Origin of the sequence: Veillonella faecalis (genome assembly GCF_024677885.1) — a bacterium.
GTDB lineage: Bacteria > Bacillota > Negativicutes > Veillonellales > Veillonellaceae > Veillonella > Veillonella nakazawae.
Genome location: NZ_JALBWL010000001.1, coordinates 276,253 through 300,821, shown reverse-complemented (window position 1 = coordinate 300,821; position 24,569 = coordinate 276,253). Strand labels below are relative to the sequence as shown.

The 24,569-nt window shown below is 35.9% G+C and carries 17 protein-coding genes; all 17 read right to left on the bottom strand.

Going from position 1 to position 24,569, the window contains the following annotated elements; genetic code table 11:
- Nucleotides 1–65 precede the first annotated feature (65 nt).
- The gene (mraY, locus tag MOQ65_RS01340; protein ID WP_024065462.1) at nt 66–1,052 is read right to left on the bottom strand and encodes a phospho-N-acetylmuramoyl-pentapeptide-transferase; all 987 of its coding nucleotides are present in this window, start codon (nt 1,050–1,052) and stop codon (nt 66–68) included.
- A gap of 58 nt (nt 1,053–1,110) precedes the next feature.
- A complete protein-coding gene (locus MOQ65_RS01335) occupies nt 1,111–2,469 on the bottom strand; it encodes a UDP-N-acetylmuramoyl-tripeptide--D-alanyl-D-alanine ligase (protein ID WP_257846427.1) in 1,359 nt (452 codons plus the stop codon).
- A 1-nt stretch (nt 2,470) separates the two neighbouring features.
- Complete coding sequence (locus MOQ65_RS01330) at nt 2,471–3,955, bottom strand: UDP-N-acetylmuramoyl-L-alanyl-D-glutamate--2,6-diaminopimelate ligase (RefSeq protein WP_257846426.1); 1,485 nt, start codon at nt 3,953–3,955, stop codon at nt 2,471–2,473.
- Between the two features lie 55 nt (nt 3,956–4,010).
- Nucleotides 4,011–4,415 (bottom strand): cell division protein FtsL, encoded by a 405-nt coding sequence (gene ftsL / locus MOQ65_RS01325; protein ID WP_060924202.1) that lies wholly within the window; start codon nt 4,413–4,415, stop codon nt 4,011–4,013.
- 21 nt (nt 4,416–4,436) lie between these two features.
- Nucleotides 4,437–5,369, bottom strand: coding sequence for a 16S rRNA (cytosine(1402)-N(4))-methyltransferase RsmH (gene rsmH, locus MOQ65_RS01320; RefSeq protein WP_060924201.1), 933 nt, complete (start codon nt 5,367–5,369; stop codon nt 4,437–4,439).
- A 9-nt stretch (nt 5,370–5,378) separates the two neighbouring features.
- On the bottom strand, nt 5,379–5,810 hold the full coding sequence (mraZ, locus tag MOQ65_RS01315; protein ID WP_156718998.1) for a division/cell wall cluster transcriptional repressor MraZ: 432 nt from the start codon (nt 5,808–5,810) through the stop codon (nt 5,379–5,381).
- A gap of 399 nt (nt 5,811–6,209) precedes the next feature.
- Nucleotides 6,210–14,249, bottom strand: coding sequence for an ESPR-type extended signal peptide-containing protein (locus MOQ65_RS01310; protein WP_257846425.1), 8,040 nt, complete (start codon nt 14,247–14,249; stop codon nt 6,210–6,212).
- 378 nt (nt 14,250–14,627) lie between these two features.
- Nucleotides 14,628–14,948: a thioredoxin gene (gene trxA, locus MOQ65_RS01305; protein ID WP_005386226.1), complete on the bottom strand. Its 321-nt coding sequence runs from the start codon at nt 14,946–14,948 to the stop codon at nt 14,628–14,630.
- 9 nt (nt 14,949–14,957) lie between these two features.
- A complete protein-coding gene (locus MOQ65_RS01300; protein WP_024064350.1) occupies nt 14,958–15,332 on the bottom strand; it encodes a CoA-binding protein in 375 nt (124 codons plus the stop codon).
- Between the two features lie 128 nt (nt 15,333–15,460).
- Nucleotides 15,461–16,426, bottom strand: a complete 966-nt coding sequence (gene gluQRS / locus MOQ65_RS01295) for a tRNA glutamyl-Q(34) synthetase GluQRS (protein ID WP_257846424.1) — start codon at nt 16,424–16,426, stop codon at nt 15,461–15,463.
- Nucleotides 16,427–16,543: 117 nt separating this feature from the next.
- On the bottom strand, nt 16,544–19,453 hold the full coding sequence (locus MOQ65_RS01290; RefSeq protein ID WP_257846423.1) for an insulinase family protein: 2,910 nt from the start codon (nt 19,451–19,453) through the stop codon (nt 16,544–16,546).
- 139 nt (nt 19,454–19,592) lie between these two features.
- Complete coding sequence (locus MOQ65_RS01285; RefSeq protein WP_005386222.1) at nt 19,593–19,910, bottom strand: hypothetical protein; 318 nt, start codon at nt 19,908–19,910, stop codon at nt 19,593–19,595.
- A 7-nt stretch (nt 19,911–19,917) separates the two neighbouring features.
- Nucleotides 19,918–21,147: an aspartate kinase gene (locus MOQ65_RS01280; protein ID WP_060924195.1), complete on the bottom strand. Its 1,230-nt coding sequence runs from the start codon at nt 21,145–21,147 to the stop codon at nt 19,918–19,920.
- Nucleotides 21,148–21,367: 220 nt separating this feature from the next.
- On the bottom strand, nt 21,368–21,757 hold the full coding sequence (locus MOQ65_RS01275; RefSeq protein WP_005386220.1) for a class II SORL domain-containing protein: 390 nt from the start codon (nt 21,755–21,757) through the stop codon (nt 21,368–21,370).
- Between the two features lie 148 nt (nt 21,758–21,905).
- Nucleotides 21,906–22,448, bottom strand: coding sequence for a cob(I)yrinic acid a,c-diamide adenosyltransferase (gene cobO, locus MOQ65_RS01270; RefSeq protein WP_119207117.1), 543 nt, complete (start codon nt 22,446–22,448; stop codon nt 21,906–21,908).
- Nucleotides 22,449–22,450: 2 nt separating this feature from the next.
- The gene (locus tag MOQ65_RS01265; RefSeq protein WP_257846422.1) at nt 22,451–23,830 is read right to left on the bottom strand and encodes a cobyrinic acid a,c-diamide synthase CobB; all 1,380 of its coding nucleotides are present in this window, start codon (nt 23,828–23,830) and stop codon (nt 22,451–22,453) included.
- A 29-nt stretch (nt 23,831–23,859) separates the two neighbouring features.
- Nucleotides 23,860–24,567, bottom strand: a complete 708-nt coding sequence (gene cobI, locus MOQ65_RS01260; RefSeq protein ID WP_105085826.1) for a precorrin-2 C(20)-methyltransferase — start codon at nt 24,565–24,567, stop codon at nt 23,860–23,862.
- Nucleotides 24,568–24,569: the final 2 nt, after the last annotated feature.

Below are 24,569 nucleotides of genomic sequence, written 5' to 3'. Positions count from 1 at the left end.
AACAAAAACAATGTATTCCTATCTTATAAGCATACCATTATTTGCGTGTTCCGTTAAGTATTATCTTACAAAGTTATAGTCGCTAAAACGACGCCAATAACAGCTAATACAGCGCCACCAAACCAGAAGCGATTAACAACAGTTTGTTCAGCCCAACCAGACAACTCAAAATGATGGTGAATTGGACTCATTTTAAATACGCGCACACCACGAGTTTTAAAGGATATAACTTGAATAATAACGGACAATGCTTCCATAACAAAAATGCCACCAATTACAACGAGTAGCAATTCTGTTTTAGTCAAAATAGCCATAGCTGCAAAAGCACCACCTAAAGCTAAGGATCCAGTATCCCCCATGAACACCTTCGCAGGGTTTACATTGTATACCAAGAAACCAAGGCAAACAGCGGCTACAATGGCGCCAAAGTAAGCAACGCTTTCAGCACCAATAGAATTTGTTGTAGATGCAGCCATAAGACCAATCACGGAGAAAGCAATGGCAGCTACAGCAGAGGTACCACTAGCTAATCCATCAAGACCATCCGTAAGATTTACTGCGTTCGTAGCACCTACGATAATTAAAAACGCCAAAACATAATAAGCCCAACCTAATTGAAGATGTATATCTGCTACAGGAATCCACAATGTGGTAGGAATAACCATAATTTCAGTAATACAGTAACAGAATATGGCCGCCAAAATAAATTGACCTAGCAATTTTTGCTTAGCTGTTAAGCCAAGATTACGTTTTTTAACGGCTTTTACAAAATCATCAAAGAAGCCCAATAAACAATGGCCCAATGTTAAAAACAATAACATGCCTGTACCTACATTCCATGGTGCGAAAATAGCGACACCAAGAACAAGGGCGATCATCATGAAAGCACCACCCATTGTTGGCGTACCCGCTTTCGCTTGATGACTTTCTGGACCTTCTTCACGAATACTTTGTTGTGCGTGTAAAGAACGCAACATAGGAATAGCAATTTTACCTAGCACTACTGTAATGATAAAGGTCACTACAAAGGCTAATAGAATATGATATATCATATGAACCCTCTACTCATTAATAAACAGATGACGGCTAGATATAACTAGCCGTAACCTTTTATTCTCGATCTTTTAACTCTTCAACAACCCGTTCCATTCGCAAGCCTCGGGAACCTTTGACAAGGATAACATCCCCTTTTTCACGAATATCGCTATAGGCATTAGCCATTTCTAAATGGCTATTACAACGGAATGTAGTTAAACCTGCTTTTTTTGCTTCCTTAGCGATGAAGGCCGCAGCATCACCAAATGTGAATACTACACTATAACCTTCTTCAGCAAGCAATTGACCTATTTCACGATGCGCTTGTTCAGTATAATCACCAAGCTCAAGCATATCACCAAGCATAGCGATTTTACGTTTACCTTCTAGTTGACCTAATGCTTTAATCGCTTCAGCCATAGAGGAAGGATTTGCATTATATGCATCATTTAAGATAACAATATCTTCAAATGGTACGATCTCTTGGCGCATAGGAGTGCCTGTAAACTCGCTTAAGCCTTTGCGAATGGTGTTGGATTTAATCCCCAAAACACGACCAGCTACAATTGCTGCCAATGCATCATATACATTGTGTTCACCAATCATAGGTAAGAAGATATCGAAAACTTCGTCATAACATTTGCAAGTAAACTTAATACCGTCTTTTTTATAACGCAAATGACTGCCAATACATGTAGCATTGCGTTCAATACCATAGGTAATAGTTTTACCTTTAGCCAGGCTATCCATAGCCTTAACATATGGATCATCTTCATTAAGAATCGCTACACTATTTTCTGGCAAGCAACGAATTAATTCACCTTTAGCTTGTGCAATGGCTTCACGAGAGCCTAACAACTCAATATGGCTAGTACCAACATTGGTAATAATGCCCATAGTTGGTTCCGCAATTAATGCAAGCTCTTCAATTTGACCAAGGCCACGCATGCCCATCTCTACGACACATGCTTGATGTTCTGCAGTTAAGCGCAACAATGTTTTTGGCAAACCAATTTCATTATTAAAGTTTTTTTCAGTTTTCAAAACATTAAATTCTGTACCAAGTACAGCGGCCACCATTTCCTTTGTTGTAGTCTTACCAGAAGAACCAGTTATAGCCACTACAGGAATATCAAAGCGACGGCGATGATAGCGAGCCAAATTCTGATACGCTACCAAGGTATTTTCAACCTCGATACATGCGATACCTTTTACGGCACGACCTTTTTCTACGATTGCACCTGTAGCGCCCTTTTCAATAGCCGTGTTGATGAAATCATGACCATCAAAGGTATCCCCTTTTAAGGCTACAAACAAAAAGTCTGATTCAATCGTTCTTGTATCAGTAGATACATCTAAGAACTTAATATTGTCGGTATGTGTACTCGTCCCTTCTGTGGCGTCTACCACTTGAGACAATGTAAATTCTGCCATATTAGATCTCCTTGAGGGCTGCTCGCGCCTCTTCACGATCATCAAAATGAATCGTTTTATCCTTCAAGATTTGGTAATCCTCATGCCCCTTACCAGCAATTAGTACAATATCCCCAGGTTTTGCATTTTGTATTGCATGTTGAATCGCTTCCCGACGATCAACGATTACTTCATAATGAGAGCCTTCACGAAGGCCTTCTTTAACGCCTACTTCTACATCTTTCACAATTTGTACAGGATCCTCTGTACGAGGATTATCAGATGTTACATATACTACATCACCATATTGTGCAGCAATACGACCCATGATAGGGCGTTTTGTCGCATCTCGGTCACCACCACAACCAAAGACTACGATAATGCGATTTTCTTGAATAGCCTTTGCAGTTTGTAAAATATTTTCTAAACCATCCGGTGTATGTGCATAGTCTACAACAACTGCAAATGGTTGACCTTCTTCGATTAACTCAAAGCGACCAGGTACAGCGCTAAATGTTTTCAATGCTTTATCGATATCTTCCATAGATATGCCTTCTAATAGACAAGCACCAATAGCAGCCAAAGTATTATATACATTAAATAAACCTGTGGTATTCATGGCTACTGTATAGTCATGGCCATCATAAGAGACAGTGTAACGGCTAGACTTAGGTGTCATTTCTACATCATGAGCATTCAACGTACCTTTACCATCAATACTGTAAGTAATGATAGGTGCCGTTGTTTTCTCAATTACTCGATGACCATATTCGTCATCGATATTAATGATAGCCCCTTTGCCAGATTTAGTTTGATTAGGCTCGCTAACTTGTTCAAATAATTTACACTTAGCTGCCAAATAATTTTCAAAGGTCTTGTGAAAGTCCAAATGATCTTGTGTTAAGTTTGTAAATACCGCTGTATCATATTCAACACCAGAAACTCGCCCCAATGCCAATGCGTGTGAAGAAACTTCCATTACGCAATGTGTAACACCTTCCTCTACCATTTGATGAAGAATATGTTGCAAATCCACTACATCAGGTGTCGTATTATGAATTGGATATGTTGTATCACCAATCATAATATGAACAGTACCAATAACGCCCACTTTATGACCTTGAGCTTTCAAAATATGACGAATCATATGCGTTGTAGTCGTTTTACCATTCGTACCAGTAACACCAATCATACGCATGGAATTTGCTGGATAATCAAAGAAATACGGCACACATGCCATCATAGCTTTACGAGTGTCCTCTACAGTGATAACACAAACATCACCACTTACCTCTACTGGTTTAGATACAAGTACTGCTACTGCGCCAGCTTCAACAGCTTTATTTACATAATTATGACCATCTACAGTGGCACCATCTAAAGCAATAAATAAACTGCCTACTTTTACAGCACGAGAATCAGCTGTAATATCTAATACTTCAACAGCTGTATTACCTTCTACATGCGTTGTTTGCAAAGTATTTACTATATCTTGTAATTGTTTCATATACAATCTCCTTTACACGCAAAGGAAAGCAGCCCAATACGAGCTGCTTTGCCTGCTAGTCTATAATTTGCTGTTTCTCTTGTACAGTGCGTTCAGTAACAGCGCTTTTTGTGCTATAAACAAAAGAATCAGGCAAAACCATCCCTAGTTGTTGTTCTGCGATTTGCTGGATACGAACGGGAGACTTTAAGGAAGCCACTTCAACATCCAAAGCATCATTATCTTTTGTTAATTGTACTACAGCTTGCTGTGTTTTAACTACTTCGTAGCCCAATTTTGTGCTGTACGCATTCATAACCATCATAATAAGCAAAAATGCAACCAATGCAGCAATACCATATACAACTTGCCACATCATAGGACTCAAATCTAGAGCCACACTTGCACTACGTTTTCTCCCTTGTGAAGCGACCAACACATCGCTTTTTACTTGGCCCACAACAGCCTTTCTCGCTAACATAAACACTAACCCCTTCCAATTCTACAACTTGACGGCTACGCGCAACTTCGCGCTTCTAGCCCTCGGATTAACCTCAATCTCCCCTGCACTTGGCTCTATAGCCTTATTCTTCGCCTTCACAACAGCTTTGTGGTTACATACACACATCGGTAGTTCTGGAGGACATATACATGCTGTACTCAACTCTTTGAAAGTTTGTTTTGTAATTCGATCTTCCAAGGAGTGAAATGTGATAACCCCAATTTTCCCCTTTGGTTTCAACATGGATACAGCATCTACAAAACTATCATGCAAGATAGCTAATTCTCTATTTACTTCAATGCGAATGGCTTGGAACGTCCGTTTTGCCGGATGCGGTCCATCTTGACGCGCCTTCGCAGGTATTGCTTGTTTAATAATTCTAACTAACTCACCAGTAGTGGTTATTCGTTTTTCTTGACGTGCATTAACGATGAATTCAACAATCCGCTTAGCCCATCGTTCTTCACCATAGTCACGGATAATTTGCAATAGTGCTTCAGCATCATATTCATTAACAACTTCCTCTGCTGTTAATGGTGCTTCCTTATCCATTCGCATATCAAGTGGACCATCATTCATATATGAAAAGCCACGTTCTGGTGTATCTAATTGATAACTTGATACGCCAAGATCAAAGATAAAACCATCTACTTCATAGATGCCCTCATTTTGAAGGGCTTCCTTTAAGTCAGAAAAGTTTGTCGGTATCGTTAACACCTGACACTTTAAATCAGATAGACGCTGTCGAGCTACGCTCAATGCATCTTCATCTTGATCTAAACCGATTATCATGCCTTCTGGGTCAAGCATTTCGCCCACTGCGTGCGCATGTCCTGCCCCACCAAGGGTACAGTCCACATAAATGCCTTTTGGATTAGTTACGACGGAGTCCACCGTTTCGCGTAAAAGTACGCTGGTATGATTAAATTCCATCATAGCCTCCTATAACATAATCCCTTCAAGCCCTTCGACTAATTCTTCCATACTTTCAGCCACTTGATCATCATAGTAATCATATTTTTCGCGGCTCCAAATTTCAACGTGATCCCCAGCACCGACAATAACGGCCTGTTTATCAAGGCTCGCATATTCACGTAGTGGTACAGGAATGAGGACACGACCTTGTTTATCATACTCAAGCTCAGCAGCACTACCAAAAACAAAACGTTTTAAGGCACGTACGCTAGCTTTAGTGGAGGATTGTGATTGTAAAGCTGTAGAAATTTTATTCCACGCTTCTTCGGTGTAAATAGCTAAGCAGTTATCTAGGCCCTTAGTAACAATGCATACTTCGCCTAGTTGTTCACGTATTTTCGCGGGTATAATCATCCGCCCTTTTGTATCAATGGTGTGATTATATTCTCCCATGAACATACGTATCACCGCCCTTTACTATTCCTTATCCACCACTATATGGTAAATTCTACCACAATTTCCCACCATTCACAATAAAAAATCCATTTTTATCCCACTTTTTTATATTTTTCTTTCATAATCTCTATTTTTCTCGTTTTTTCTTCGATACATATGTTCGAAAATAAATAATAATTGGATTATAAAAACCACTATCTACCACCAAGAGGATTTATATAGTTTTATCTGTATCTAATCCCCACTACAAGATAGCTATCCACTCCATTACACCAAAATAAAAAGATATATATGGAGATAATCACCACACATCCACACAAAAAGAAAACCGCGTAGCATTTCTGCTACGCGGTTTCTATACCTACGATAGATTATTATGTAACCCATCGGTTGGGAGGCATATTATTTAGTTGTTTTTACAGCTGCTTTTGGAGCTTGTTGTGGTTGTTGTGCAATCACTTTATCAAGAAGTTCACGAATTTCTTTGTTTTGTGCTTGCAAATCAGCCACTTTGTCTTCAAGAACTTTTACAGTTGCAGGAGATGCTTTAGGAGCTGTAGGAGCATTACCAATACCGATTGTTACACCAGCATTTGCCATTACGCTATGGTCACCACCATAAGCTGCACCAGCATGGATTAACAAATCAGGATTTGCATAATGAGCTACACCCAACGCAGTAGATGTTTTACCTTTGTAAGTACCAACAGCGGCCATAATTTGAGCTTTTTGACCTTCATGGTATTCGATAGGTTTCAATGCTGCCAAAGCTGCTGCATTAGCACCTACAACTTTAACATCACGTTCTACGCTGCTAATGCGGCGAGAGTTTTCTGCGATTTGTGCATCATGTTGTACAAGTGTTGCATGATCTTGTAATGCAATGTTAGAAGCTTTCAAGCTATAATTTGCAGCTTCTGCTAATGTACTGATATCTTGAGTATTTTTATTTACTTGTAAGCCCAATACATTAACTTTTTCATTATTTTCTAATGCAATAGCACCAATGTTTTTAGTTAATTTAACGTTTTCATCAACTTTAGTATTTACATTTGCAATTGCTGTTGCATTGTTAGAAATGTCTTCTGTATTTTTGTTTACTTGTAAACCTAATACACTAACTTTTTCATGATTTTCTAGTGCTAGAGTACCAACAGCTTTAGTTAATTGTGCATTTTCATTAACTTGGTTAGCTACTGTAGTTACACGGTTATCTACCTTAGTGATATTTGTAACATTAGTATCTACTTTAGCATTTAGAGTGTTGATGTTTGTAGTATTTGTATTAACTTGGCTAGATACTTTACTAATATTGCTTGTGTTTGCATTAACTTGGTTAGTTACATTTGTAATATTAGTTGTATTTTGGTTAACAACATTATTAATATTAGCAATATTAGTTGTATTAGTATTAACTTGTTTAGATACATCGTTAATAACTTTACTATGTTCATCAACTTTGTTGATTACTTTTTGTACAGTTACATTAGTATTTTGAATTGCTTCAGCATTTTGCTTGATCGCTGCTTTGTTAATATTGATGTTTTCAGTGTTATGTTTGATTGCTTCAGTATTAACAGAAACTTGGCTTTGAACATTTTTAATGCGTTCTTCGTTAGCATTTGCTTTTTGAGTATTAACATTAACTTGTTCTTTTACTTTGTTTACATCAGCGCTTACATTTTGTAAGTTCTTAATTGCTTCAGTATTTTTGCCAACTTGATCTTTCAAACCAGATACATCAGTTTTGATATTGTTGATTACAGTATTTTGATTATTAACTTTCACATCAATATCATTTACCTTGCTATCGATATTTGTAACTTTATTATCGATGTTTGTAACTTTTGTATCAATGTTCTTAACATCATTTTGAACATTAGAAATATTGTTGTTTACAATATTGAGTTGTTTATCAACTTTAGCACTAATGTTGTTGATATTATTATTTACAATGTTGATTTTTTGATCAACTTTAGCATTGATGTTTGTGATATCAGCTTTAACTACTGTCACATCAGCTTTAATATTGTTTACATTCTTTTCAACGTTAACAACATTAGCTTTAATGTTATTAATATTGGAAGTATTATTTTGAATGTTTACAGTATTAGCTTGGATATTGCTGTTTTGAGCGTTAATGTTTTGAGTAATATTTTCTACTTTTTGAGCTACATTAACGATTGTAGTATTGCCTTTACCAACTTGACCTTTCAAGGATTCAATAGCTTGAGAGTTAGCATCAACTTTACCAGTTAAGTTATTAATAGCTGTTGTATTAGATTCAATACGGCCAGTATTAGCATTTACTTTAGCAGTTACATCTGTGATGTTAGCAGTGTTGCCAGCAACTTGTTTGCTAATGTTTGCAATAGCTGTTGCATTGTGAGCAATGTTAGTTGTATTATTTGTAACTTGTTTGCTTACATTAGCAATAGCTGCAGTGTTATTAGCAATATTTGTAGTGTTAGATTCTACTTTATTGTTAATATTAGCAACATTTGCTTTGATATCAGTAATAGACTTGCTATTATTAGCAATTGCATTTGCATTAGCTTCAACTTTAACATTTACTTCATTAACTTTGTTGTTGATAGTTTTATTGATTTCTGTGTTGTTATTAGCAATCTTAGCATCAATATTTTGATCTACTTTGTTAATGATTGTTGTGTTGTTTTCGCTAATAGCATTTGCAATATTTTTGTTAATAACAGTGTTATTATTAGTAATTGCAGTGTTGATATCGTTTCTAATTACTGTGTTGTTAGCTTCAATCTTAGCGTTGATTGTGTTTTCAACATTAGTAACTGTTGTACCAACTTGACCTTGTAATTTCTTAATAGCATCTTCATTAGCACTGATACGTGTAGAGTGATCTACAATGTTATCTTGTAAGTAATCTAAACGTTCATCATGACGATCTACACGTGCAGTAAGACCAGCTACATCACCTTTAACACCATCAATCTTAACATTTACATCACCAATCTTAGTATTGATTGTATTGTTGATTTGTTTGTTGTTTTCATTGATTTTTACATCGATGTTTTTATCAACTTTGTTAATGATTGTTGTGTTATTAGCCGTAATCTTAGCATCGATATTTTGATCTACTTTGTTAAGGATTGTAGTATTGTTAGCTTCAATCTTGTTATTGATAGTTGATTCGATGTTAGTGATAGTAGTACCAACTTTGCCGTTCAATGCTTCGATAGCTTTTGTATTCTTGTCGATAGCAGCTTTGTTATTGCCAATGAATGTACGGTTTTCCATTGCAATTGTACCAGCTACATTGATGTCTTTTTCATTTTGGTCAACACGTTTAGTAAGACCATTCAAGTCACCTTTAATACCGTCAACTTTAACATTTACCTTGTTAATTGTATTGTTAATTTCCTTGTTGTTTTCAGTAATTGCATTTGTGATATTTTGGTTAATTACAGTGTTGTTAGCTTCAATCTTAGTATCGATATTTTTATTAATAACTACATTGTTTTCAGTAATTTTGTTATTAATAGTAGTTTCGATATTTTGAACTGTTTTACCAACTTGACCTTTTAAATCATCAATAGCTTTAGTGTTATTAGCAATATTAGTAGTATTTACTTTAACATTATCTTCTACTGCTGTAATACGTGTAGAGTTATCTACAATGTTATCTTGTAAGTAATCTAAACGTTGGTCATGACGATCGACACGACCTTTCAAGCCGTCTACATCACCTTTAACACCATCAACTTTAACGTTTACGTTGTTAATTGATGTAGTATTTTTAGCAATATTAGTTGTGTTATTAGTAATATTTGTAGTATTTTCATTAATACGTTTGCTATTATCAGCAATTGCTACTACATTAGCTTGAATGTTTGTAGCATTGTTAACAATGTTAGTAGTGTTATTTTCTACTTTACCATTAATATTAGTAATTTCTTTTTTAATATCATTGATTACTGTAGAAGATTTACCTACTTGACCTTTTAATTCATCAATAGCTTTTGCATTAACATTGATATTTGTAGTGTTATTTGCAATAGCTACTTTGTTGTCGCCAATGAATTTACGGTTTTCAAGAGCAATTGTGCCAGCTACGTTGATGTCTTTTTCATTTTGTTCTACACGTTTAGTAAGGCCAGCTACATCACCTTTAACACCATCAACTTTAACGTTTATATTGTTGATTGCAGTTGTATTGTTAGCAATGTTAGTAGTGTTAGCATCTACTTTCACATTAGTTGCATCAATACGTTTGCTATTATCTACGATAGCCTTTGCATTAGCATCCACTTTAACGTTTACATTGTTAATTGCAGTTGTATTGTTAGCGATATTAGTAGTATTAGCATCAACTTTAACGTTTACGTTGTTAATTGCTGTAGCGTTTTTAGCAATATTAGTTGTGTTGTTAGCAATATTTGTAGTATTATTTTCTACTTTACCATTGATATTAGTAATTTGTTTCTTAATATCGTTGATAACTGTAGAGGATTGACCTACTTGACCTTTTAACTCATCGATGGCTTTAGCATTGATGTTGATATTTTTAGTATTGTTTGCAATAGCAACTTTATTATCGTCAATGAATTTACGGTTTTCCATTGCAATTGTACCAACTACATTAATATCTTTTGCATTAGCTTTCACACCATCTTCAACTATAGAGATACGTGTGGAATGATCAGCAATATTATCTTGTAAGTAGTCTAAACGTTGATCATGACGATCTACACGACCTTTGAGGCCATCCAAATCACCTTTAAGGCCATTCAAGTCACCTTTAACGCCATCAATCTTAACATTTACATCACCAATCTTAGTATTGATTGTGTTGTTGATTTGTTTGTTGTTTTCATTGATTTTTACATCAATGTTTTTATCAACTTTGTTAAGAATAGTAGTGTTATTTGCATTGATTTTAGCGTCAATGTTTTGATCTACTTTATTAATGATTGTTGTGTTATTATTATTGATTTTTTGATCAATATTTTGGTTAATAACAGTGTTGTTAGCTTCAATCTTAGTATCGATATTTTTATTAATAGTTACATTGTTTTCTGTAATCTTATTATTAATTGTAGTTTCGATATTTTTAATTGTAGTGCCAACTTGACCTTTTAACGCATCAATATCTTTTGCATTTTTATCAATTGCAGCTTTATTATCGCCGATGAATTTACGGTTTTCCATAGCGATAGTACCAACTACATTAATGTCTTTAGCATTAGCTTTCACGCCATCTTCTACTACAGTGATACGTGTAGAGTTATCTACAATATTATCTTGTAAGTAGTCTAAACGTTGATCATGACGATCTACACGACCTTTAAGGCCATCCAAATCACCTTTAACTCCATCAATCTTAACATTTACTTCACCAACTTTTTTGTTGATTGTATTGTTAATTTGTGTGTTATTTTCGTTGATTTTTACATCAATGTTTTTATCAACTTTGTTAATGATTGTTGTGTTGTTAGCATTGATCTTAGCATCAATATTGTTATCTACTTTATTGATAATAGTAGTATTGTTAGCTTCAATCTTATTATCGATAGTTTTATTAATTACTGTATTGTTTTCGTTGATTTTATTAGTAATTGTATTTTCAATATTTGTGATTTGATTGCCAACATGACCTTTTAACTCATCAATAGCTTTTTTGTTAGCACCGATAAGTGTACGGTTTTCAATAGCAATTGTGCCTGCTACGTTGATGTCTTTAGTATTTTGATCAACGCGTTTAGTAAGACCATCTAAATCGCCTTTAACACCATCAATTTTTTGATCAACTTTAATGTTATTAGCATTAATCTTAACATCGATGTTATTGTCTACTTTATTAAGAATTGTAGTGTTATTAGCTTCAATCTTAGCATCAATATTTTTATTGATTACTGTGTTGTTTTCATTGATCTTATTAGTAATTGTATTTTCGATATTAGTGATTTGTGTACCAACATGACCTTTTAAGTCGTTGATTGCTTTTTCATTATTGGAAATACGAGCAGAATTAGCATCAATACGTTTACTATTATCTGTAATAGCTTTGGCATTAACTTCAGTCTTAGCATTTACATTGTTAATGTTATTGTTAATAACTGTGTTATTTTTTTCAATCTTAGCATCAATATTACCATCTACTTTGTTGAGGATTGTAGTATTATTAGCTTCAATCTTCTTATTGATTGTAGTTTCAATATTAGTAATTTGTGTGCCAACATGACCTTTTAACTCATCGATAGCTTTTTGGTTTGCACCGATAAGTGTGCGGTTTTCCATTGCAATTGTGCCAACTACATTAATGTCTTTTGTATTAGCTTTTACACCATCTTCAACAATAGAGATTCGTGTGGAGTTATCTGCAATGTTGTCTTGCAAGTAGTCCAAACGTTGGTCATGACGATCAACACGACCTTTAAGGCCATCCAAGTCACCTTTAACACCATCAACTTTTACATCAACCTTGTTAATTGCAACTGTGTTTGCTTCAACTTTATTGTTGATATTAGTGATGTTGTTTTTAATATCTTTAATATCTACTTGAACATTACCAATATTTTGACCAACTTTACCTTTCAAATCAGCAATATCTTTAGTATTGATATTAACTTGATTTTGAGTGTTAGCTACATCAGTTTTAATAGTTTTATTGTCTTTTTCAAGCTCCTGGATGCGACCTTCATGATTAACTAAAACTTTACCTTGATTATCAACTTTAGTGTTTAATTCAGTAATTGCAGTCGCATTTTTGTTGATATTTGTAGTGTTATTAGTAATGTTAGTAGTATTAGAATCAACTTTTGCACTTACATTATTAACTGTATTGTTGATATTTGTGATATCAGTTTTAACAGCATTGATCTTAGTATCAACATCATTATTTACTTTATTAATAATAGTTGTGTTGTTAGCTTCAATTTTAGAATTAATTGTTTTGTTAACTTCACTAATAATGTTAGTTTTGCTATCGTTGATTTTAACATCTACATTGTGATTAACTTCGTTGATAATCTTAGTGTTATTTTCATTAATCTTATTATCAATTGTAGTGTTAATATTATTGATTGTTGTGCCAACTTTACCTTTCAATTCATCGATGGCTTTTTTGTTCTCGTTGATAGCTTTTTTGTTATCACCGATAAATTTACGGTTTTCCATGATGAAAGTATTATTAGCATCAATATTTTGGGTGTTATTTTCAACTTTAGCCGTTAAATCAGCAATAGATTTACTATTATTGTTAACATTAACAGTTAAATTATCAATTGCTTTTTTATTGTTGTTAACTTTAATATCAACGTTGTTGATATTTTGATTGAGTTCATTTTTAACATTAGAAATGTTAGTGTTCAACTCATTTTTCGTATTATTGATATTTGTTTTAATATCATTAATCTTAACATCTACATCTTTATTAACATTATTAATAATAGTAGTATTGTTATTTTCAATCTTCTCATCAACTTTGTTCAAAATTGTAGTGTTATTATTTTGAACTGCAGTATTAATGTTTTGATTTACTTGATTAATAATGTTGGTATTATTAGCTTCAATATGTTTTTTTACACTAGCATCAATGTTAGTATTTACATTATTAACAACATTATTTGTGATTTTTGTAATTTTATTATCGATTTTTACATCAATATCATTGTTAATTTTAGTAAATTTAGCATCAATATTATTGTTAATATTTGTGATGTCTTGTTTAATGTTAGTGATTGTAGTGCCAATTTGACCTTTTAATCCTTCAATATCTTTGCTATTTTTATCAACTTTAGCGTTGATATTAGTAATATTAGCATTGATTTTATTAATGTCAGTTTTTACACTCTCAACCTTATTATTAACAGTATTAATATTAGTAGTATTGATATCTACCTTTTTATTTACAACGTTAATGTTATGTGTATTTTTCTTAACATTTTCAACATCAGTAGTTACAACTGTATAGTAGTTATTAATTACGGTATTACCATTGGAACCGCCTTTTTTAGGGATTTGTTGTTGCTGCTGTTGTTGTGGCACTTGTTGTTGCCATTGTTGCTGTTGTTGTGGCACTTGAGGATGTTGACGTCGCTGTTGTTGTTGCGGCACTTGTTGTTGCCATTGTTGTTGCTGTTGTTGCTGTTGTTGTTGCTGTTGTTGTTGCTGTTGTTGTTGCTGTTGTTGCTGTTGATCTAATTGTTGTGGATCAACTTGATGTTGATCTTGCATATGACCCCAAGCATTTTGATCAGGTGTTAACCATCTTTGGCTACCAATAAGATCAGCTCTAGCCCAATCCTCAGGGCTGGATGCATTAGCAACACCTCCAGAAAAGCTAGCCGCCAAAATAACAGCTGCTACAATTGTAGTAGCAGATTTTTGGTGAGACTTAGCTAACTCAGACGTTACGACATAAGCGTGCTTCGTTGCACTCCATACAACTTTGAATACCTTATTCATATTAAGTTCCCTCCCAACATTTGTGGCTCTCACCCCACAATGAAGAAATAAATCAAATATTGCACTCTTTTCACTAAACATTCACAATATTTAACATAATACTACCATATATTATTTTAAATTTCCATAAAAAAATTAATAAGTTAAACTTATGCTTCATTTTTTACTCATTCAAAAATAAGTAATTATCCGCATAAATACTGTGTTATTAATAATATTGAATTATGTAAAATGAAAATTTATATTTTAATTTAATTTTATATTTATACGATACTTTTTATTTACCTCTATAAAAATTATGAAAAAAACCTCATCAATGTATGCTTTATACATTGATGAGGTTTTTTTGCCTCTATTTATATAGTTTTATACCGATTATTAGAATTTAGATTCAATAGCACCTTGAAGATCGCCTTTTGGCAAGAAGCCAATTTTACGGTCTACTACTTCGCCATCTTTTAAGATAACAAATGTAGGTAATACTTCAACTTGTAAATTACGTGCTAATTCTGGTTCTTCATCAGCATTTACTTTTACAAAGTTAGCTTTACCTTCAAGCTCACCTGCAATTTCTTCGATAATTGGCATCATACGTACGCAATAACCGCACCATGGAGCCCAGAAATCAATAACAGTTACGCCACCTTGATTTACTAAATCTTGATATTCAGCAGTTTTTAATTCTTTTAATTCGCTCATTATACCCTCCTACGGTAATTGAACTAATACACAATCTTGAATGACATGCAAGTTTAAAGCATGTGCTTTTTCAACAACAGATGGTTTATCCGCTCCTGGTTGTAACCACACAGTTGGAATGCCAAGTTCTTTGCATTCATCAAGTGCAGCCAATCCCGCTGATTCTGGTACAACAAAATCCACAACAGCTGGTACAACAGGAAGTGCAGAAAGACTAGAGTAACATTTGTCTCCATCTATTTCTGCAACATTAGGATTAACGGGATATACTTCATATCCATGATCTTTAAGACATTTATAAATCTTGTAGCCGAACTTTTCGGTTTTATGGGTGGCGCCAATAACGGCCCACACTTTTTGATCTAAAGCTTGTTGAATTGTCATTTCAACCACCTCTTATATACTATTATAAATAAATATCGAATTTTGTCAATGTGATGTATCGAATTTTATAGTTAAAGAATTATACGCTTTTAGCAAACATTTCAGAACTAAAATCAATGTATCTAGTATCATTCAATGACAATTATTTTTTGCCTCAAACTAGGAACTGATAGGTCTAAATGAATTAAATCAGAAAGGCTTATTTGTGGATGAGTATGCCTAGCACTATCTATAAGCCCCCCTGCAACAGCTAACTCTCCTAAAATTCTAGATGCTGACCATTGCTGTTCTCGTAATTCGCGGATTGTAATACTCTTTTGCCGTTTAGAAAGTCTATGTCCATCTGTATCTACCAAAAGTGGGGCATGACCATACTTGGGAACTACTATATTCTTATGGGGATAGCATTGTTGTAATGTGTTATACAAATATATTTGCTGTCCTGTTGTATCAAGTAAATCATCGCCGCGAATCACTTCAGTTATTCCCATAGCTATATCATCTAATACGACTGCCAAATTATATGCGTACATACCATCACCACGACGTAATACATAATCATCTAGTTCACTTTCCAAATGAATATGTTGCTTGCCTTGCCATCGATCATCAAATTCTAGATTACATGAATCTATAGCTAAACGTAAAGATGGTTCTTTTATAGAGGATAATTCTTCTACTGCACTCTTGCTTAAATAGCGACATTTACCATCATAACGATGAACTACTTCTCCTGCATGAGGCGCTGATGCTATAGATTGTAGCCGTGCTCTATTACAAAAACAAGGATAAATTAGTTTTTCTAATGCTAGAGATTCTAGTATGTCTGCATAATATGTTTGTCTTTCACTTTGCCAATAAGATACCTCAGGTCCACCTACACGAGGCCCTTCATCCCATTCAAAGCCAAGCCATTCTAAATCATCTAGTAAAGCTTCACCTAATTCTCGTTTTGACCGTTGCAGGTCTATATCCTCCATCCGTACAACATATTTTCCTTTTTGTTGGCGTGTGGAGATATATGATAAAAGTGCTATCCACACATTACCAAGATGAATATATCCTGTTGGACTAGGCGCAAATCTACCTTTCATGAGAACACTCCTATAGCAGAAAACAAGTGGCATATTCATTATGAATATGCCACTTATCCATCTAAAGATATGTCAAACTAAAAATTAAAGCAATATCATTTATAGATATAAAATTATTTAGCCTAAAGACACAATGTTATCAAAAACATTACCAGCATCTTTAATTTTTTGTTCGTTACCCATTGTGCAAATATGATTATCATTCAATACAGGTTCTACTACATCTGCTAGTGCAACAATATCTTCTGGCTTACATGCAATCACTTGTTTACGGAACTCTACTTTGACCTCTAATTTAGCACCACTGAAGTACATACCCATTGCACGTGGTCCACGCAACGCTGGTGTCATTGGCAAGTCCAAAGAGCTCATAGTACCAATAATATATTTACGCATTTCACGATCAGTCAATGTGAAGTCACGAAGGTATTGAGGCAACTCTTTATATACATCTAAAGTTTCTAACAAGTTAGGATCACGATAACTACAGAAAATCATATTGCCATCATCATAGAAATTAGCAAAAGCTCCGTAAGCGCCACCTTGAACACGAATACGAATCCAAAGGTATTCATAACGTAATATCGTTTCTAATACGCTCATGGGACCAACATGTTTGAAACCATGATCGATGAAATTACCACCTTGAGCTACGTATTGAACCTTACCAGCTGTAACGATACCATCATTGCCGGAAAGACGAGTGATTTGTAATACATCATTACTCAATTCGGTAGTATCCCAAGTGTCAACCAATGGTTTCATTAGGTTTTTAAAAGCTTCTAATTCGCCTTCTTCACCGACAAACATAATATCTACATTATTAGCACGGAAAATTTTTCGAGCTACTTCAGCTAATTTTTCTGGTAATAATGGCAAAGCTGCTGGATTAGATGCTAGCTCGCTGATTTTTTGATAGTACCCTAAATTGCCATTGTCTCTAAACTTGCCAACTGCAGATACTTGAGCCATAACACGTTGACTCACGATAGAATTACCGCGGCGGAATGCCTCATTATCCCAAATAGCTTTGCTTTCTTGAACAAGCTCAGTTAAACGGCGATCATCACTGTAATCTGCCTTTTGTACCACTTCATTAATCAAGCGGCATAAATCAGGTAGTTTAGCATGTAATGCTTTTGCACGCACAATCATAAGAGGTGTAAACTCATCGCGCTTACCATCTTTACTGATGGCCGTAATGTCAGAACTCAATCCACCTAAATTCATATTGATATCTTTAGCCAATGCTTCATAACCGCGTTCGGATGTATCAACACGACCTAGGATGTCACTTAAAATATCAGCGTAGAATAAGTCATCTTCTGTGAGGCAGTTCAATTTAAAGTACAAGCCTACATAATTGATACCCTTTGTGAAAGTAGGTACAAAATGTACTGTAGTATTACCGATTTTACTTTCACGGCGTTCTACAGCTTCCATATTAGGATTTAAATCAGATAACTCGAGCAATGGAATAGATGCTAGAGCTTCATCGCTATCTGGTGTTTCTTGACGAATTTTAAGGCGTTTTGTTTGTTCTACAATCGCGTCAATCTCCTCTTTTGTCATATTCGCTTTTACAGCAGCTAAATGTTCTTTAACCTCTGCATCTTTGCGCTCTTGAAGACCACGTTCAGGATAGATAGATACAAGAACTTTATGGTTGTTATTCAAGATAGAATGACGAATTAAATCTTCGAAATATGTACCAGCTAAGCCGTTTCGAATATTCGTTAACGCCTCTTCATAGTGTAATAGTTCCAACGGGTCATTATCGTATAGCCAATTATCCATCATACGAATAATATACGCCAAACCGATAGGACGTCCACCGAAATCACTTTCACGAAGAGCAAATTCAATGCTATTCAAAGAAGCCTCTAATAATTCTTTATCTAAGCCTTTGTCACAAAGATCTTGTAAGGTAGATTCTACGATGCGTTGCAAGTCAGCTTGTTTATCTAAATTAGAACCTGTAGCTTGTACTGTCCACATAGGTTGACGAATGCTATCTAAATAATAGCCGCTTACGTCAGAGCCGATACCAGCTTTTACCAAAGCCTGTTTAAGAGGCGCCGCTGGAGATGTCAACAAAGCATGTGTCAACACTTCAAAAGCCAAGCTATGTTCAGGCGTTACATCAGGTAATACATAAGCGAAGGAATGCAATGTGCGATTATCTGTTGGTTCTTCAGAACCTACGCTATATGGATAGCTCACTACTTTTCCTTCTGTAAATGGAGCTTGTAGAGCTACCTCAGTATGAACTGCAATAGCATCAAAATGACTTAAATACTCATCATTCAAGAATGCTAATTGCTCTTCAATATTCATATCACCATACAAGAAGATATAGCTATTAGATGGATGATAGTGAACACGATAGAATTCTTGGAATTCTTCATATGTTAAATCTGTAATATAATCAGGATCCCCACCAGAGTCAACACCATAGGTCGTATCTGGGAAAAGCTCGCGCATCATTTGTCGTTCCAATACAGAGTCAGGAGATGAGTAAACACCTTTCATCTCATTGAACACAACACCTTTATAGGTAAGTTCATCATCTGCATTTTCGAGCTCATAATGCCAACCCTCTTGCATTACGATTTCTGCATCTTCACGAACACGTGGGTAGAATACTGCATCAAGATATACATCCATCAAATTATGGAAGTCTTTATCGTTCTTGCTGGCTACAGGATACATCGTTTTATCCGGATATGTCATAGCATTTAGGAACGTATTTAAAGAACCTTTTACAAGTTCAACAAATGGCTCTTTTAATGGGAATTTGCGAGAACCACATAGAACAGAGTGCTCCATAATATGTGCTACACCTGTGCTATTATGAGGTGTTGTTCTAAAAGCAATATTGAATACTTTATTAGAATCTGGTGAATCGATATAAATTAATCGTGCACCAGACTTTTCGTGCTTCATTTCATAAGCGGTACCATTGATCTCATCAATGCGCTCAATGCGGTCAAGGCGAAAGCCAGAATAAACCTTATTTATTTCCATGCTGTCCCTTCTTTCTATATAAATATAATTAATTTCATGCTAACAATTTATTATAACATATCGACGACCCTATATATAGATGTTAAGAATAATTATCGAAACGCAAAACCCCACAGGCACAGCGCCCATGGGGTTCAGTTTATTTATTATGTTGCATTTGCCACTTTTGATTGCGGCGCAAGGTTAACAAGCCTTCTAACACTGCTTGGAATTGTACAAAGCTTAACGTATACGGTGGGTACATATCAGGTACCACCTTATAAGAAATAGTAACTTCGGCCTTATCATAATCGTAGAAAATGCCATGTAAATTACTTACCGTAGTATAACCAGTTTGAGCTTGCTCCAATGTTGGAATAGGCTGATTTTTTAGATTTCCTAGTAGATCGCTAATGAAACCTTCCTTACGACCTTGGTCATTGAGCATTTCATCCATAAAACTACGTAGACTATCCATAAATAGCTTAACCTCTTTGGTCTAACAATAAGCCATTGTGAATTACACGAACAGCATCTTTAACGCGGTCTTCAGCAACAAGGCAAGAAATACTAATTTCAGAAGTAGAAATGATTTCAATATTGATGCCTTCTTGACTCAAAATATCAAACATTTGAGCTGCCACGCCTGGTTGACCTAACATACCTGCACCAATGATAGATACTTTTGCCATTCTTTCGTCAATATTTACAGCTTCAATATCAACAGTTTTTTGTAATTCTGCTAATACTTCACGAGCTAGTACAACATCATCCATAGCTACAGTGAAGATGAGGTCAGTTTTAGGTTCACCTACGGCGCGGATAGATTGAACAATCATATCAACATCCACGTTTTTTGCAGCCAATGCTTTGAACACAGTTGCTGCCACACCTGGTTTATTTTCAACGCCTACAAGGGCTACTTTTGCTGTATTAGTATCATCAGCTACGCCAGTAATTACGTGTTTATTTGCTTCCACAGTATAATCCTCCCGAATAATAGTACCTGTATTGTCACTAAATGTTGAACGTACGTGAATAGGTACACCATAACGGAAACCCATTTCTACGGCGCGAGGTTGCATTACACCTGCACCAAGACGTGCCATCTCAAGCATTTCGCCATATGTTACTTCTTCTAATTTGAAAGCCTCTTTTGCAACGCGAGGGTCTGTAGAGTAAACGCCTTCAACATCTGTGAAGATTTCGCAAACATCAGCTTTCATAGCACCTGCCAACGCAACAGCAGTTGTATCGGAGCCACCACGGCCTAAAGTAACCATATCACCATATTCAGTAATACCTTGGAAACCTGCCACAACTACGATATTGCCTTCATCCAAAGCTTCAAACACGCGATTTGGATCAACACCCAAAATACGGCCTTTATTAAATGTATCACTACTTGTAATACCTGCTTGGTCACCTGTTAAGGACATCGCTTTATGACCACGTTCGTTGAACGCCATCGCCATCAATGCAATCGTTACTTGCTCACCTGTAGATAACAAGCGGTCCATTTCACGACCATAAGGCTTAGATGTTACTTCTTTAGCCAATGCTACCAAGTCATCTGTTGTATCACCCATAGCGGATACAACGATAACGATTTTATCGTCTTCTTTCTTCTCACGAAGGACGCGATCAACAATATTAAATATTTTTTCTGGTGTAGCTACGGAACTACCACCAAATTTTTTAACGATTAAGGCCACAATAATCCCTCATTTAACTTATCTACTAAAAATCAATATGCATATACTTTACCACAAACAAATAGCACTGTAAAGGGATATAACGCAATTTATCCACTGCGCAAAAACAAAACTCCTTCGAGTGCGGACACAACTTTAGTATGATTATTTCAGTTATTATTAACATTTACAGACAAAAAGACCAGCCTTATGGCTGGTCTTTATAAGTTGATTAAGTTAATTAAGCAACTGTGATTTCTTTTTCGGATTCCCACAAACCGTGGATGTTGCAGTAGGATACAGCAATTAATTTACCAGATTTGTTCAAGGAAACTGCCAAAGAACCTTCAGAAATTGCATGTACAGGGCCTTCGTTTGCAGTTGCGCCATCACCATGTACGTTGAAGGAAATTTCACCAACTTCGAATGGCAATTGAGTACCTTCAGCTACGAAGTACAATTTGATCCATTCAATGTGATGTTCTACAGTGTTAGGATGTGCGATATCTTTACCAACGGACAATGTTACGTGGAAAGTTTCACCTGCTTTTACAGTGTCAACAGTCTCGATAACAGGAACGTGTTTTTCAGTAGCGAAATCGCCGGATTTAATGTAATCATGTACAGCCATAGTTAACCTCCTGGTTAGTGTTATATACATACTTAATGTCAAGAATATTCAGCACCTTGTGCTTATGACTATATTATACATTTTCGATATAGTTTTAGCAAGGACTTTTTCGAAAATTTTAGATTTAATTATATTCAAGCTCTCCGTATTAGAACTCAATCCCTTTAGCAGCCTTAATTCCTTTTTCATAGGCATGCTTAACTACCTTCATCTCTGTTACCGTATCAGCTATATCAATGATTTCAGGTTTAGCATAACGGCCCGTTAAAACAACGTGTAAACGCTTAGGTTTATGTTTAAGCATATCTACTACAGAATTTACATCAATCAGTTCATAATTAATGGCATTATTGATTTCATCCATAATGATAAGATCCCATCGGTCGGAATTTACCTCTTCAACCAGTGTACGCCAAGCCTCTTGGGCTGCCTCTTTGTGACGTGCCAATTCAGCGTCGCTAACCTCATCCCGTTTATAGTAAATAAAGCCCTTACCCATGGAGCGAATTTCTACTTGGTCACCTAATTTGGCAAGCCCCGCTAGTTCACCATAGCCATTACCACTTTTAATGAATTGTAAGATTAAAACCTTAAAACCTTGGCCAACAGCACGTAATGCCACGCCTAATGCAGCCGTTGTTTTTCCTTTGCCATTGCCAGTATTAACTAAAATTAAGCCTCGTTCACTCATATTTAGCTCCTTTTAGCTTTATAGTTAGCACATATATCAACAAAATGTTGTGCACCTTCATCAGAACCAGCAAAGTTCAAATGTAAATACGATGCTAATACATTATCAGTTGCATAGCCGCCATCATAAGATTGAGGTCTTCGACCTCCTTCTAAGTGAAAGGCCCAAGGGAAATTCTCTACAGTTGGTTCCATCGTAGAGAAATGGAACTCATGCCCACGAAGAGATGTATCTGCGGCACCTAATAAGGTATCTCGCTTAGCTGTAGCCGTAACATACCCTACTTTTTGTAGCTTTTGTTGCATAATGCAATTAGCAGGTACAATACCTACTGTATCATATACGGCGCCCTCAAAATCGTGGATACTTTCACATAAATACATGAGGCCACCACATTCTGCATAAATAGGCATACCTTTTTCATTAGCTTCACGGATAGATTCCTTCATTGACTCGTTACTAGAGAGTTGGAACAAGAACATTTCAGGAAAACCACCACCAAATACTAGGCCATCTACATCTGGAACTTCAAAGTCATTAAGAGGGCTAAAGTATACGATTTCTGCACCCTTCTCCTCCAAGGCGGCTAAACTTGCTGGATAATAGAAGGAGAACGCCTCATCATAGGCTACACCAATTTTAACTCGTTTTTCTACGGATTTAGGATCTACTGCATCTGGTAATTCAATACTTGGCGCACTAGATGCAATGTCCAACAATTGATCTAGATTTACCATTTTCTCAACAGCTTCGCGAATCGTGTTGATTGCCTCTGTTGGATCAATCTCAGTAACAGGTGTGAGTCCTAAATGGCGCTCCGGAGAGTGCATACGATCATCTCGATAAATAGCACCAATAACAGGTACACCTATCTTATCCATGCCTTCACGAACCATACGCTCATGGTTAGCAGAACCTAAACGGTTCAAGATGACGCCGCCAAAGTTTACCTCTGGATCATAATCACGGAAACCTTTAGCAATAGCTGCCGCACTTTCACCCATGGCCTTGCAATCGATAACAAGCACTACCGGTGCATTCAATTGCTTAGCAATTTGAGCAGTGGAGCTAACGCCTTCTCGACCACCATCATATAAACCCATAACACCTTCAATAATAGCAAGGTCTACGCCATGCGCCATAGTAGCAAAGAAAGGATTTAATTTGTGAGGTGGCACGAGCCACGTATCTAAATTATAGCTGTCACGGCCGGATGCAATTTTATGAAAGCCCGGATCAATATAATCCGGGCCCACTTTAAAGGATTGCACCGTACGTCCACCATTTGCATAAGCAGCTAATAAGCCCGCTACGATTGTTGTTTTACCTACACCAGAGTTTGTGCCTGCAATGACAACACGTGGAATCTGTACTGTGTTCATAGATATTACCTCGTAATACGACGTGTTTGTTAACGATCCTTACGTTTTGCAAGGATTGTAGATAAGTAGTTGAGTTTAGTATCTTTTGGCATATTATCTAAACCTACATATACTTGCTCATCAGGCAAACCTACACGGCTAATCATAACCGCATCATCTGCCATGTTGTGTTTAAGCAATGTTTCTTGTACTTCATCAAAGTTTTTATATACTTTCATGATTACCGCATCATCAGCTACAGCCAATACTGCATCGATTTTTTCTTTAGGTGCTGTAGCAGGAACGATAGCTAATACTTCTTCCTTTTCTACGATTGGGTAACCAAGATGAGAACCAATAGCACAGAAAGCAGTAACGCCAGGAATTGTTTCGATTTCATGGCCTGTATTTTCGATCAAGCGATATACATACATGTATGTGCTGTAGAACATAGGATCGCCCAATGTTAAGAATACAACGCTTTTACCTTGATCTAAGTAGGACAAGATAATGCGTTTTGCTTCTTGCCAACCTTCCTCTTGTGTAGCATCATCCAATACCATTGGGAATACTACAGGAACGATTTCTGTATGTTCTTGAATATATGGGGATGCAATATTAAGTGCTACAGAACCATCTTTCTTTTCTGTTTTAGGTGTGATGATAATATCTGCTTCACCTACGATGCGAGCAGCTTTCACAGTCATTAATTCAGAATCGCCAGGGCCTACGCCAATGCCATATAATTTACCTTTCATGG